Here is a 14,287-nt window from a genome sequence, read left to right on the forward strand (position 1 = left end):
CTCTTTCAGAGGGGTGTCCGCAGGACGGGGTGTTTTGTCAGTCTGAGCATCTCGCTCAAATCAGCAGAAAATGTGGAGTCGGGTGTTACCACCTGACTCATAGATGCGTTTAGGTACATATTTATAGTTTGTATTTATTTGTGTCAGATAGAAATATCTATTGTGCTGTCAGGTGTTACCACCTGACTCATAGATACGTTTAGGTACATATTTATAGTTTGTATTTATTTGTGTCAGATAGAAATATCTGACACCACCATATTCCAGAACGGGGTGTTTTGGTCAGTCTGAGCGGAGTCGAAGACCGCAACTAGTTAGCATCTCGCTCAAATCAGCAGAAAATGTGGAATCGGGTATTACCACCTGACTCATAGCTATATTTACTTACAGATTTCTAATTTGCTTGAATCTGTGTCAGATAGAAATATCTGACACCACATCAGATAGAAATATCTGACACCACAATTTATTTCAACAAACTCTGTAACGTTTTAATCAATCCGTTACCAATGGGTTATAACATTCGATGAAAGAAACAGAAAACATATTTCTCACCCTGATTAATCAGCACAAAGCGATTATACATAAAATTTCAAAAATGTATACGAATGGTGTTGAAGAACAGCGTGATCTGTTTCAGGAAATCGTATTACAGCTTTGGAAAGCCTATCCTACTTTTAAGGGCAACGCAAAATTTACCACCTGGATGTACCGTGTATGCTTAAATACGGCATTGATCTATTTCAAAAAGGACAATAGAAAAGTTGATAAAATACCTTTAGACGAAAATATTGACATCATAGATGTAAACGACAGCGAAGGTAAAGAAGAGAAATTAGCCTATCTGTACACTGCCGTTCAAGAGTTGAATGTGATCGAAAAAGCATTGATATTTCTTTTTCTCGAAAATCAATCCCATCGGGAGATTGCTGAAAATCTTGGCATCAGCGAAGTGAATGCAAGGGTTAAACTCAACAGGACAAAAGAAAAATTACAGTTCATCATAAAGAAAAACGGTTATGAATTTTGACGACATTAAAAACGAATGGAATGCTGAAAATCCAGATGGAAATAACATTTCTACCGATATGCTAAAAATAAAACAGGCACATACCCCAATTGATAGGATCAGGGGAAAAATGAAACATGAGTTTTTTTACCAGATGTTCTTTTTGGTCATCATGGCCTTCATCCCATACCTTTTCAGTTTTTCACCGGCAATGGACCAGGTATTTTTAATGTTTTATGCCATCACCTGCGGTTTTACGGCATATTACTTTATTAAATTTTACCGGTTCTATAAAAATTCTTATGACATGAGCCTGGATACCCGCAAAAACATCCTGTGGTTTTACTATGAAATGAAATTGAATGTAGAACTTTATAAAGCGCTAACCTATATCGTTGCCTTTATTGGGGTCGCGTTGATAGCAGTATATCTGTTTATAGAAAAAGCATCTATATTCATCAGGATTTTAAGCAAATTATCCTCAGTTTATATTTTATTGAACTGCTTTATTTCCATTTTAATTATTGGTGCCATTACCGAACTATGGGCATGGTATTATTACGGAAAACATTTAAAGCAGGTAAAAAAAATAGTTGATGAACTGGATTATGAGTAAGGTGCTGTCAGATGTTTAAGTATAAGTGATGTCAGATGTTACCATCTGACGGTAAAAATATGTTAAATTTCAAATCTAGAATCAGATCTGTCAGATAGAAATATCTGACACCACAAGATGTGTAATCGGATGTTACCATCTGACGGTAAAAATATGTTAAATTTCAAATCTAGAATCAGATCCGTGTCAGATAGAAATATCTGACACCACGGATAAACTACAGTAACCCTCCGGTCCTTAACACATCCATAATGGATGGAAAAGTATTTTTAACCACTGGCGAAAGGTGGTTTTTATCCAGCCAAACGGCTTCATCAATTCCCTCTTCTTTTTGCGGTACCAATTTCGGCTCGCCTTTAACCTTCATTTTGTACCAGTTCGTTTTTTTGATCACCATTTTAGAACCAATGGGATAAACATGATAGGTTTTACAAAGCTTTTCTTCACGTTTAAATACCTTGATCCCACATTCTTCTTCCACTTCACGAACGGCGGTTTCTTTCATTTTTTCACCTTCTTCGAGTTTTCCTTTGGGCAAATCCCATTTTTTATTCCTAAAAATAAAAAGGTAATTCCCATTCGCGCTCTCTACCAAACCACCTGCAGCTTTTATAATGGTACAATCTTTCTTTAACTTTTTAAAGGTTTCCTGAGGGTTCTTTGTCAGGAAAATATAGCTCTTTTTAGATCCATTTTTTAGTTTTTTGTAGAATGTCTGCAGATCAAAATCCTGAAATTCAAGTTGTTGAATTTTTTCTTTTTGTTCTGGCAAAAAATCTGAGATAAACAAAGTGTTATCGTTGATATAAATTCTATAGTTTCTTGGCATATATTTTTAAAAACACATTCAAATGGTGCGAAGGCTAAACCCACTACTTTTCCTTTTATAGTATTGTAATGCCATAAAAGCGGAGCATTTGCTTTCCCTAAAGTAGAAAAATTGTTGAGTTATTTATCAGGTATAAAAAAAGGTTACAACAATTAAATGTTGTAACCTTATCTAAATTAACGCTCTCAATCAAAGATTGATGCAAGGCTCTCACCCCTTGCTTGGTACAAATATATAACTTTTTATTAAAAAGGTGAAAAAAAACTTTAATAACGTAGAAATACTGATTAAACCGTATTTATAGCATATTTTATCTTTTTCAAAACCTCTTATTATCTGTTTTGTTCGATCATTTTTAACCAAATAAGAACAACATGAAAATTAAGCACTCTACTCCTATTGAGCGACTTGAGAAAATAAAAATTGGTGATATAATCGAATCTGATTGCGGCAAATCAGGGATGGTGGTTGGAATTGAAATTTTAGAATACCTCAGAGAAAAACAGTTTTATTTCAAACTTGAAAACAAAAAAGGCACCATACTGATCATTAAATAGATTACAGCAAGTGCTTATTAAAAAATACTTATTCATTTGCCGCATTTGGTGTATACCCGCTATTGATGACTGAAATATCTTTTAATCATCACCAGACACCAAATTGTAAAAATGTTGCTTGCTTACTGTTTTTGAAGCATTCACAAGGAAAACTATAGCGAATAATTCACTTAACGGTAAATATTTTTTATAATTTTAACGTTTTAATCTACCATGCCAATACCTTCATTATCAGAAACAGACCTGGAAGCCTATCAGAATGATCTTTCCAATCCGGAAAAATCAACGGGGGAGCTTTTTATCACATTAAATGGACTTTATCAGCGCTTTGCTAATAACGAACAGCTTTTGGCAGATTTCGAGTATGTTTCAGAACTGAATAGTCTGGAAAGCAATTATGCTTCCAAAAAAGAGCATTATACAAAAGAGATCAGTGAACTTAAACGACAGTTTAAACAACTGGATAACCGTATCGTTGCGGCAGAACAAAAACTACGTCATGGTATCCCCGAAGATCTGATGGTGATGGACAAAATTATTGCAGAGCAAGAATCTATTGTAGAAGATCAGGAAAAGCTGAACAATGCTGAAACCTATATTGTAGAGCAGGTTAGGAAAATTGATATTGAATACGGTAAAGATCTTCAGAAACTGGAACAACAACAAAATAACAGGAGTATCCCCTTTCAAAGTAAATTTTCGGCATTTAACGAACAGATGAAGCTTGCAGAAAAAAGCATCAGTTTAAAGGTAAGTGCTTTTTCAATTGTAGCGATCATTGGAATTCCGTTGGTAATCGATACCATTTTTGTGTCTTTAGGTATGCCAGCGCTTGGGAAGAATGCCAATAACCTCATCCTTACACATTATATGTTTTTGGTCAGCCTGATCCTGGTAGAATTATTTATGGCCGATAAAATAAGAAGTAGAATTTCGCGCATGCTGTCTGTCTCCTATCTTAAAGATTCACTCAGCAACCTGAGCAATCTGCTTGCTGAAAATAAAAACCAGATCTTCAAAGTAGAAACCGATCATAAAATTCGTTTAGCCGACTTTATCAGGAATACTGAAAGTTAATCTTTCTTTAATCAAAAGGGTTTAGAAGCCCTAACTATGCCTCTAAACCCTTTGTATAGATTTTTCCTGTTGATTTAAGCTTATAGTGTAGCCATATCAATCACGAAACGGTAACGTACATCGCCTTTTTCCATGCGCTCGTAAGCTTTGTGGATATCTTTCATATCGATCATTTCGATATCCGATACAATATTGTTTTCAGCACAGAAATCCAACATTTCCTGAGTTTCGGCAATTCCTCCGATACCAGAACCCGCAAGGCTTTTTCTGCCACCCAATAAACTAAATGCTGCAATTTCTGCTGGTTTAGGTGGAACACCTACACAAATGTGCGTGCCATTTGTTCTCAATAAAGAAAGGTACATGTTAAAATCGTGTTCGGCAGAAACGGTATCCAATATAAAATCGAAGGTACCTCTGGCTGCTTTAACCTGCTCAGGGTCGGTAGTCACCACAAAATGATGCGCACCTAGTTTTTTGGCATCTTCTTCTTTTTTCGGCGAAGTACTCAATACGGTTACTTCAGCACCAAAGGCTACTCCGAATTTCACGGCCATATGACCTAAACCACCCAAACCCAATACGGCAAGTTTATGGCCTTTTCCTACTTTCCAATGTCTTAGCGGAGAATAAGTTGTAATTCCAGCACATAAAAGTGGCGCTACAGCAGCAAGATCCAATTTATCCGATACATGAAGTACAAATTCTTCGCGCACCACAATCGAATCTGAATAACCACCATAAGTAGGTGTTTTTCCATCTCGCTCTAAACCATTATACGTTTGTGTATTGCCTTCTAAACAATATTGCTCTAAATCTTGCTTGCAGTTCTCACAAACCTGACAAGAATCGACCATACAACCTGTTCCGGCAAGGTCGCCTACCTTAAATTTCTTAACATGATCTCCAACTTTTGTTACCCTACCTACAATTTCATGACCTGGAACCATTGGGAAAATCCCTGGGAACCAGTCGTTTTTGATCTGGTGCAGGTCTGAGTGGCAAACACCACAGAAAAGTATTTCGAACTGCACATCATGAGGTCCTACTTCCCGGCGCTCAAAATTCCAGGGTGCAAGATCTGTTTCGGCATTTTGTGCCGCATATCCTTTTGTTGCTATCATAAAAATTTAAATTTATTTTACCATAACAAATGTAACCAGCCCTTTGTTAGGAACGGTTACACAAATCAAATAATTCATTGCAAAATTCAAACAACGCTATGATGTACTGTAAATTTGATGTGGCAGAAGCGCGTCTTAATCCGTATTAGGAGAACAAGCCGTGTGTAATTTCTTTTATAACATCATCCGCGTAAAAAAAGATGGTAAACATCCCTTGGTCCTGCGTGATCACTAAAATATCTTCGCGTTTAATATGGTTCTCGTTGATAAAAAGCGTAAGGCGTTCGTGCGAGCTAAAATAATCAGATTTTAAAACAATCATAAATGAGGGATATTAATTATGACAGCTAATTTTAACATTTGTTACAGTATATAGCTTAAAAGGCAATCCCCATATTTCAATTATGGCCTTTTTTTTACCGATAAACACCGATTCATTTTCCCTTATCATTCCATCTAACACTAAATAAAAGATTTTTTCAATAGTCTCATCAGCATTAGCACCTGAAAAATATTTTAAGCTTCCAGTAGCCAATTGATCATCTATAAAATGGCCAACTAAATCGGTTAGCGTTTCCTTTTCGAATGCTTCGAAAGCATCACCAATCACTTGTATAGCTTCCGATAATTTCTGTTTGCCTGTGATTATTCCATTGATCTCCTTATCGAAAATTTCTTTTGTTCGGCATACTGTGATCACGAGTAAAATGGCCAATAAAATTTTTGTCGTTTTCATAAAATACATCTTTATTATGATCAAAATTACCTTAGCCAAAGGCTTAAAAATAGGACGAATCGGAACGGATTTAATTTGGTTTCAGGGGTATAGCACCTAAGCGAAATGACTTTAAGCTGGAAAGATCCTGAAACAAGTTCAGAATGACGAACCGTAAAGAATAAACACAAAAATCATCATCCGATAGCTATTAGATGACGATCTCCGAAGTCTTAATCTATTTCAGACTTTCAGATTACCTGTCAGTCTTCTGCCCCAAAAGCATGGTCGATCAAAATTTTCCATGTGCCATCTTCGCTCTGCTTCATCAGTTCGATGCCTTTTGCCCTTACCTTCACTTCATCTCCATCTGTAATGTTCCATTCCGATCTTCCAACGGCGAGGTTTCCGGTCTGCATGCAGTAAACCGTTTTGATTTCCATTTTTCCTTTAATGGATAAGATGGCTTTAACGGCTTCTTCAAATTGTGCTTTGCCTGTTACAGGTTTCCCAGGTTCGGGAACAATAATACCAGATGTATCGTACATGCTCAGTACTGTGGCAACATCGCCAGTGTTAAATGCGGCAGCTAATGCTGCATGGGCATCTTCTGCCCGCTTTGGTAAATTCATCATAATTTGTGTTATTGTTTAAGAAAAAATGCTTGAAAACCCTTGCTCTTTCATTATTCTACGTGCCAGTATGCCTGCCTGATCATATATTTTATTGAAAAAGAACCCACCCATGCTAATGCGTTTAACACCTAACGATTCCAACGCTTTAAATCCAGGAAGATCAGGCATACACATTACATTGATGGGAAGTGAAGTAGATCGAACTACAGCGGCAATATCTATACTATCAGTAATGCATGGCACAAAAATTCCGTCTGCACCGGCGGCATGATATAATTTAGCACGGGCTTGGGTTTCTTCCAGGGCATTTGGCAATCCTAAAAGAAATGCATCTGTTCGGATATTCAGAAAGATATTCAGTTTCTTTTTTTTGATGTGTTCAGCAACAGTGGCAATCGTTTCGGCAAATGAGGCAGCGGCCACCAAGGATCTGTTTTCACCCGGCAAAGTATCTTCAAGGTTGATCCCAACTGCACCGCAATCGTGTAGTTTTTCTATATTTTCTAAGATCCCCTGCAGATTACGACTATAACCAGCCTCCATATCAACGGTGAGTGGAATATTTACCATATCGGTAATGCGTTTGCTTACGCGGAGCAGTTCTTCAAAGGGTAAATTTTCGCCATCCTGATAACCCAGGGCATTCGAAATGGCTTGACTGGAAATGCCAATGGCCCTAAAACCATTGGTTTGAAAGATTTCTGCGCTTTTTACATCCCATACATTACCGATCAAAAGTGGTGCGGTATTTTTGTGTAAATGTTTAAATGTTTCAAAAGAATTCATAAGCTATATCTTGATTTAATTGATTATACATCAAAGATATAGTCCTTAAAAATCAGCGGATTGTACAAATCCGAACAAAATAAAACTTATGGAAAAAGTAATTGGTTTACCGGAGTGAGGTTATCCAGATAACTCGAAGGAGTAAGTCCGGTAAAGGATTTAAAGTCTCTTATAAAATGAGATTGGTCAAAATACCCGCAGGCATAAGCAATATTGGTAAATGGCTCTTCATTTTTAGAGATCATCTTCAAACTTTGCTGGAAGCGGTTAATTTTATCGTAAGATTTTGGCGAAAGCCCGGTATGCTGATGCAATAACCGTTGCAAATATCGGGTAGTAATATTGTGTCTTGATGCGATATAGGTAATATTACTTCCTGAAGCATCTTTTAGGATACTATTTAAAATATCAGCTACCTTGTTGATATGAAAAGACTTTTTTTCATGATTAATCAGCCTTTTCAACAGAAATGTTTCTAAAAGATCAATCCTTTTTTGGTCGCCTTCTGTTTCCAATAGTTTTTGATGGATCACATCTGCTCCTGCTCCAATCACATCCCGCAGATCGGTAATAGCATCGTTAAAAACCCCCATCTGATCATTAAAAAAGTACGATGCGGAATGGGTATAAAACTTGATTCCCAGCATCGAATGTTTGCCCATCGACCGGATAGCAAGCGGTTTTGTAATCTGTCCCCAAAGTTCAATCTCTGGCGTTTTCTTAAAACCATCCTTTATAAGAGATTCCCAGCTTCCATTACCCAGGTTAAATATCAGCTCCATATCTCCACTGGGAAACACTACATCTTCAAAAGTCGTTTCCGAATCCGATTGAAAGATATAATAATGCCTGATATAAGGTTTTAAGGTATCCGAAGGTAAAAACTGCTTAAATTCCATACGCTAATTACTTACAAGATCGTAAATTTAAGACAGTTCCAAACCCTAAAATTGTAAAAATCGGAACAAAATATAGCAAAATAATGTGTAGCGGCTTCACAATTAGAATTCAACACCTAAAAAAAATTGCCAAAGATGATCCGCGTTTTAGGGAGCGCTATTCTTTATCGTACTGATTTACAAGGAGTGGTAAGAAATAGCTTTTACCATCCATCGAAATTTCCGATATTTGGAACATTTGAATGTGGAAATTGAATTATTTTTCTACATTTCTTTATCCCTGCAAAACATTAGGGTTTAATAAACGTTATGACAAACACAAATAAATCTGTAATTTTGAGCCATGTATAATAAAAGTGATATTGAATTAAAGGTAGCGGAATTTTTATTACAGATAAAAGCAATCAAATTACAACCAGGCAACCCTTTTACATGGGCATCTGGTTGGAAATCGCCGATTTATTGCGATAACAGAATTACCCTTTCCCATCCACAGGTTAGAACTTACATCCGTCAGAAACTTGCACAGGCCATCCAGGAAGAATTTGGCTCTGTAGATGTTATTGCGGGTGTTGCAACCGCTGGAATCCCTCAAGGTGTTTTAGTAGCTCAGGAATTAGGTTTACCCTTTATCTATGTAAGAGCAAAAGCTAAAGAACACGGTACCGGAAGTTTAATAGAAGGAGAAGTAGTAGAAGGCCAACGCGTAGTGGTGATCGAAGATTTAATCTCTACCGGAAAAAGTAGTTTGCAAGCCGTTGATGCACTAAGAAGCGCAGGTTTATCTGTAGCTGGTTTAGCTGCAATTTTCACTTACGGTTTCGAAAAAGCAGATGAAAATTTCGCAGCTGCAAAATGCCGTTACTTTACTTTATCTAATTATGGTGCTTTAATCGATTATGCTGCCGAGCACAGCATTATTGCCAAAAGTGATATGGAATTATTGGGTAAATGGCGTTTAAATCCTTCAGAATGGGGACAAGGACAGGTTTTGAGTTCGGAGTCTTAAATTTTGAATTAAAACAATCCTAATTTTTAAAAATATATAATGACTGTTATTGAAAGCACAGTAGAAGTGAATAAACCAGTTGCTGAGGTTTACGCTTTTCTATCCAATATGAACAACCATCAGCAATTGATGCCAGAAAATATTTACAACTGGGAATCTACTGAAGATGATGCACGGTTTACCATCCAAAATATGGCAAAATTGGCCATTAAAATTTCCAACCGGGTAGAAAATGAAGAAATAATAGCCATTCCTAGTGAAAAAGCACCTTTTGATGTAGAGTTAAAATGGACTGTATCCGATAATGGAAACGGAACAACTACTGCCAAACACATTATTTCAGCAGATCTGAACATGATGATGAAGATGTTGGCCTCTGGTCCCTTGCAAAAACTGGCTGATCACCAAACCGAAAAACTGAAAGAGATATTAGTATAGAAAGTGATTTCACAGATAAGAGTGTGATTCCACAGATTATATTGATTTCACAGATAAAAAAAGCGAAGCTAGTGCTTCGCTTTTTTTATGCGTAAAAATTCCATTGCGGTTCTTCTATCGGCATATTATTTTAATACCTTAGTTTTTTTAATACCTTAGTTTTTGAATAACCTTTAAACTATGAACCTCAGATTTCTAAAGGTAACCGCCTTGCTCTTTATTCTTACCCCTGTTTCTAAAACACTTGCCCAATCATCTGTTACAGCTCTAAAAACTGAATATCTGGTTAATCCCATCGGTTTAGATAATCCCAATCCACGTTTTACCTGGCAAATGCATGATGCCAGCCAAGAGGCCAAACAAACTGCCTATCGTGTTTTAGTCGATACCGATTCTGCTTTGCTCTTAAAAGCCGATGCAAAACTGTGGAAAACAGGTTGGATTACTTCAGATCAGAATCTGGTTATTTATTCTGGTCAGTTACTAAAACCTTTTACCAAGTATTTCTGGAGGATTGATATTGCAGATGGAAACAAAAAGAGATCCACCAAACCTTATATCGCCAGTTTTGAAACCGGAATGATGAAAATGGAAAACTGGCAGGGTGCCTGGATTTCGGACAATGAAAATATCAAGCTTAAACCAGCCCCCTATTTCCGGAATACTTTTACCACCAATAAAAAAATCAAATCGGCAAGGGCCTATATCGCCGCCGGCGGATTATACGAACTATCTATCAATGGGATGAAAATTGGTAACCACCGCATGGACCCCATGTATACACGGTACGATAGGAGAACATTATATGTTACATACGACGTAACCAACGCCATCAGCCAGGGTAAAAACGCCATTGGTGTATTGTTGGGAAATGGATGGTACAATCACCAATCAACCGCAGTTTGGGATTTCGATCGTGCGCCCTGGCGCAACAGGCCTACCTTTTGCCTCGATGTACGCATCACTTACGAAGATGGAACTACCGAAGTCATCAAATCGGGTAAAGGCTGGAAAACGGCTTTAAGTCCAATCGTTTTTAATAGCATTTACACCGCCGAACATTACGATGCACGTTTAGAAAAAACAGGCTGGAATACACTAAATTATGATGATAAGGATTGGAAAGACGTGATATACCGGTCGGCACCATCTAAAAATATTGTTGCGCAGGCTTTACACCCTATCCGTAATGTAGAAGGAATAGCGAGTAAAAGTTTAAGAAAGTTTAACGACACCACTTATCTTTTCGATTTGGGCAGAAATATTTCGGGCGTAAGTAAAATCACTGTAAATGGCCCTGCGGGAACCACAATAAAACTAAAACATGGCGAACGATTGTATGCCAATGGCCATGTAGATATTTCAAATATCGATGCCCATTACCGTCCAACAGATAATACAGATCCTTTTCAAACGGATATCCTGATTTTAAGTGGAAAAGGCCAACAAAGTTTTATGCCACACTTTAATTACAAGGGTTTCCAATATGTTGAGGTAAGCAGCTCTGCTCCTATCCAACTGAAAAAGGAAGATCTGGTTGGCTATTTTATGCACAGTGATGTACCGGTTGTTGGTGATGTTAAATCATCTGAACCAATTATTAACAAAATCTATTATGCCACCAACAATTCTTACCTTTCGAATCTTTTTGGTTACCCAACTGATTGTCCGCAGAGAGAGAAAAACGGCTGGACAGGCGATGCACAGATTGCCATAGAGACTGGTTTATATGGTTTTGATGGCATTACCATTTACGAAAAATGGCTTGCCGATCACCGCGATGAGCAACAGCCAAACGGGGTTTTGCCTTCTATCATTCCTACCGACGGCTGGGGTTATGAGTGGGGAAATGGGCCAGACTGGACCAGTACCATTGCGATTATCCCATGGAATGTTTACCTGTTTTATGGCGATCAAAAATTACTTGCCGATTGTTATGAAAACATCAGAAAATACGTCAACCATATCGACCAAACCTACCCAACGGGTTTAACCACCTGGGGGTTGGGTGATTGGATTCCGGTAAAATCTAAATCCCCTGTTGAGCTTACTTCTACCTGTTATTATTATGCTGATGTGCTTATTTTGGCCAAAGCAGCTAAAATTTTAGGCAAAAACGACGATTATGAAAAATACCTTAAATTGGCTAAAAAAATTAAAGACGCGTTTAATGCCAAGTATTTAAATAAGGAAAAAGGAATTTATGCTTCTGGTGTACAAACCGAAATGAGTGTTCCACTTTACTGGAAAATCGTTCCAGAAGAATCAATTGCATTAGTTGCCGAAAATTTAGCTAAACGCGTGGAAGCCAATGGTTTCCATTTAGATGTGGGCCTATTGGGTACAAAAGCCATTTTAAATGCTTTAAGTGAAAATGGTTATAGTAATATCGCTTACAAGGTTGCCGCACAAAAAACGTATCCAAGTTGGGGCTGGTGGATGGAAAATGGAGCCACCACCTTATACGAAAACTGGCCTATTGATGCCAAATCAGATATTTCTATGAACCACATCATGTTCGGAGAAATTGGTGCCTGGTTATACAAATCGCCAGGCGGCATTAAACCGGATGAAATGCAGCCAGGATTTAAACATGTAATATTAAACCCACATGTTATGGAAGGGTTAAATTCATTTGAGGCTAGCCACATTGGCCCTTATGGCAAAATAATCTGTGCCTGGAAAAGAATTAATAACGGACTTAGGTACGATATTACTATCCCTGCAAATTCTACCGCTACCATCAACTTAGATATGGTAAAAGATCGGGTGATTCGTTTAAATGGAAAAACAATTGCAGGTGGACAAGTCAACCTATCTTCAGGCACACACATTATTGAAACGAATTAATATGAAATTTACCAAAATCTTAATGTTTATTGCTGCATTTAGCATTGGAAAATCGCTAGCTCAGAGCAACAACCAAAAAGTCACCGAATACATCAGTCCCAATAGAATTTTGTGGAAAGCTGGCGAGGTTAAAAATGCAGAGAGACTTTTACAGGAAGGCGTTGGTCAGGCCGATGTGCGCAACCAGAACATGTGCATCCTCGAAAATAAACAAGGTATAAAGGCCAGTATTCTTCTGGATTTTGGCAAAGAACTTCAAGGTGGTATCCAGATTGTAACTGGTATCTGGGCTGGGAACAAGCCCATAAAAGTGCGGATCAGGTTTGGAGAATCGGCAAGTGAGGCCATGTCTGATGTAGGGGGTAAAGGCGGCGCTACAAATGATCATGCCATCCGGGATCAGGAAACACTGCTTCCATGGCTGGGTATTGCCGAAATCGGCAATACCGGTTACCGTTTTGCAAGGATCGATCTTCTGGAAGACAACGTTAAACTTATTTTAAAAGAAATCAGGGCCATTTCTAAATACCGGAATCTGGAATATAAAGGCTCTTTCAATTGTAGTGATACCTTGTTAAATAAAATCTGGAAAACAGGTGCATACACCGTTCAGCTCAATATGCAGGATTACCTCTGGGATGGCATTAAACGCGACCGTTTGGTGTGGGTGGGCGATTTAAACCCGGAAATTGCGACCATTAATGCTGTTTTCGGTTATAACGAAGTAGTACCAAAATCACTTGATTTTGCAAAAGAAACCACTCCACTACCCGAATGGATGAATGGCATCAGCGCCTACTCCATGTGGTGGATTATTAACCAGAGAGATTTGTATTACCATAGTGGCGATCTGAAATACTTAGCGGCACAAAAAGATTATTTAGCCAAACTGCTAAAGCTGCTCGTGGGAAAAATCGGATCAGACAATAAAGAAAATTTAGATGGGCAACGGTTTTTAGACTGGCCATCGAGCGAAGATCCAAAAGCGATCCATGCCGGCCTTCAATCGATGATGATTTTATCCTTAAATGCAGGTGCAGATTTAATGGGTAAGTTAAACGATCAAGAAACAGCTAAACAATGTAATCTGGCAGTAGAACGGCTTAAAAAACATATTCCAGATACCAACGGTTCTAAACAAGCTGCTGCCTTGCTTTCTCTATCAAATTTAATGGACGCACAACGTGCAAATACGATTCTATCCGACGGTGGAGCTAAAAATTTCTCTACGTTTTTTGGTTATTATATGTTACAGGCCAAAGCGAATGCGAAGGATTATCAGGGTGCAATGAATATCATCCGCGAATACTGGGGCGCCATGTTAAAATTGGGCGCAACTACCTTTTGGGAAGACTTTAATATGGATTGGATCAAAAATGCGGGCAGGATCGATGAACTTGTCCCTGAAGGTAAAATTGACATCCATGGTGCTTATGGCGCGTATTGTTACATCGGTTTCCGCCATAGCCTGTGCCATGGTTGGGCATCCGGACCAACACCCTGGTTAACCGAGCATGTTCTAGGTATCTCAGTTGTAGATCCGGGCTGTAAAGTGATCCGCATTAAACCTAACCTTGGCGATTTAACTTTTGCCGAAGGTACTTTCCCTACCCCTTATGGTATTTTAAGTGTTAAACATACATTGGTTAACGGAAAGATTAAAACACAAATTAAGGCACCCAAGGGTGTGAAGGTATTAACTAAATAATTTTGTAATTTGATAAATCAAAATTTATCAAATTA

15 protein-coding genes are annotated in these 14,287 nt (G+C 38.0%); 8 read left to right on the plus strand and 7 right to left on the minus strand.

The genetic code is table 11. The features are described from left to right. The first annotated feature begins 526 nt into the window (after positions 1–526). Positions 527–1,030, plus strand: a complete 504-nt coding sequence (locus R2S57_RS28035) for a sigma-70 family RNA polymerase sigma factor (RefSeq protein WP_316848226.1) — start codon at positions 527–529, stop codon at positions 1,028–1,030. Further along, positions 1,020–1,625 (plus strand): hypothetical protein, encoded by a 606-nt coding sequence (locus R2S57_RS28040; RefSeq protein WP_316848227.1) that lies wholly within the window; start codon positions 1,020–1,022, stop codon positions 1,623–1,625. The genes R2S57_RS28035 and R2S57_RS28040 overlap by 11 nt, the downstream gene beginning before the upstream one ends. Positions 1,626–1,842: 217 nt before the next feature. On the opposite strand, the gene R2S57_RS28045 is transcribed toward R2S57_RS28040, so the two are convergent. After that, positions 1,843–2,454 (minus strand): NUDIX hydrolase, encoded by a 612-nt coding sequence (locus R2S57_RS28045; protein WP_316848228.1) that lies wholly within the window; start codon positions 2,452–2,454, stop codon positions 1,843–1,845. Positions 2,455–2,828: 374 nt separating this feature from the next. Between R2S57_RS28045 and R2S57_RS28050 the strand changes: the two genes are divergently transcribed. Further along, a complete protein-coding gene (locus tag R2S57_RS28050) occupies positions 2,829–3,011 on the plus strand; it encodes a hypothetical protein (protein WP_316848229.1) in 183 nt (60 codons plus the stop codon). Between the two features lie 213 nt (positions 3,012–3,224). Next, the gene (locus R2S57_RS28055) at positions 3,225–4,088 is read left to right on the plus strand and encodes a hypothetical protein (RefSeq protein ID WP_316848230.1); all 864 of its coding nucleotides are present in this window, start codon (positions 3,225–3,227) and stop codon (positions 4,086–4,088) included. 80 nt (positions 4,089–4,168) lie between these two features. Here the strand turns inward: R2S57_RS28055 and R2S57_RS28060 are convergent, their stop codons facing one another. The 6 genes from R2S57_RS28060 to R2S57_RS28085 all read right to left on the minus strand — a co-directional run bounded on the left by R2S57_RS28060 (position 4,169) and on the right by R2S57_RS28085 (position 8,247). Next, positions 4,169–5,212 (minus strand): NAD(P)-dependent alcohol dehydrogenase, encoded by a 1,044-nt coding sequence (locus tag R2S57_RS28060; protein WP_316848231.1) that lies wholly within the window; start codon positions 5,210–5,212, stop codon positions 4,169–4,171. Positions 5,213–5,357: 145 nt separating this feature from the next. Beyond that, entirely contained in the window at positions 5,358–5,534 is a 177-nt protein-coding gene (locus tag R2S57_RS28065) for a hypothetical protein (protein ID WP_316848232.1), read from the minus strand. A gap of 12 nt (positions 5,535–5,546) precedes the next feature. After that, positions 5,547–5,948, minus strand: coding sequence for a hypothetical protein (locus tag R2S57_RS28070; protein WP_316848233.1), 402 nt, complete (start codon positions 5,946–5,948; stop codon positions 5,547–5,549). A gap of 242 nt (positions 5,949–6,190) precedes the next feature. Continuing rightward, positions 6,191–6,562, minus strand: a complete 372-nt coding sequence (locus R2S57_RS28075; protein WP_316848234.1) for a YybH family protein — start codon at positions 6,560–6,562, stop codon at positions 6,191–6,193. Between the two features lie 15 nt (positions 6,563–6,577). Next, positions 6,578–7,348 carry an isocitrate lyase/phosphoenolpyruvate mutase family protein gene (locus R2S57_RS28080; RefSeq protein WP_316848235.1) on the minus strand — a complete coding sequence of 257 codons (771 nt, stop codon included), beginning with the start codon at positions 7,346–7,348 and terminating at the stop codon, positions 6,578–6,580. An 86-nt stretch (positions 7,349–7,434) separates the two neighbouring features. Beyond that, complete coding sequence (locus R2S57_RS28085) at positions 7,435–8,247, minus strand: helix-turn-helix transcriptional regulator (protein ID WP_316848236.1); 813 nt, start codon at positions 8,245–8,247, stop codon at positions 7,435–7,437. A 343-nt stretch (positions 8,248–8,590) separates the two neighbouring features. Here R2S57_RS28085 and pyrE point away from each other — a divergent pair, with 343 nt between their 5' ends. The 4 genes from pyrE to R2S57_RS28105 all read left to right on the plus strand — a co-directional run bounded on the left by pyrE (position 8,591) and on the right by R2S57_RS28105 (position 14,252). Further along, a complete protein-coding gene (gene pyrE / locus R2S57_RS28090) occupies positions 8,591–9,256 on the plus strand; it encodes an orotate phosphoribosyltransferase (RefSeq protein ID WP_316848237.1) in 666 nt (221 codons plus the stop codon). 39 nt (positions 9,257–9,295) lie between these two features. Next, positions 9,296–9,694, plus strand: a complete 399-nt coding sequence (locus R2S57_RS28095) for an SRPBCC family protein (protein ID WP_316848238.1) — start codon at positions 9,296–9,298, stop codon at positions 9,692–9,694. A 180-nt stretch (positions 9,695–9,874) separates the two neighbouring features. Beyond that, positions 9,875–12,544, plus strand: coding sequence for an alpha-L-rhamnosidase (locus tag R2S57_RS28100; protein ID WP_316848239.1), 2,670 nt, complete (start codon positions 9,875–9,877; stop codon positions 12,542–12,544). Position 12,545: 1 nt separating this feature from the next. Continuing rightward, positions 12,546–14,252 carry an alpha-L-rhamnosidase C-terminal domain-containing protein gene (locus R2S57_RS28105; RefSeq protein WP_316848240.1) on the plus strand — a complete coding sequence of 569 codons (1,707 nt, stop codon included), beginning with the start codon at positions 12,546–12,548 and terminating at the stop codon, positions 14,250–14,252. Positions 14,253–14,287: the final 35 nt, after the last annotated feature.

The sequence above is a fragment of the Pedobacter psychrodurus genome, from assembly GCF_032678585.1.
Taxonomy (GTDB): Bacteria; Bacteroidota; Bacteroidia; order Sphingobacteriales; family Sphingobacteriaceae; genus Pedobacter; species Pedobacter psychrodurus_A.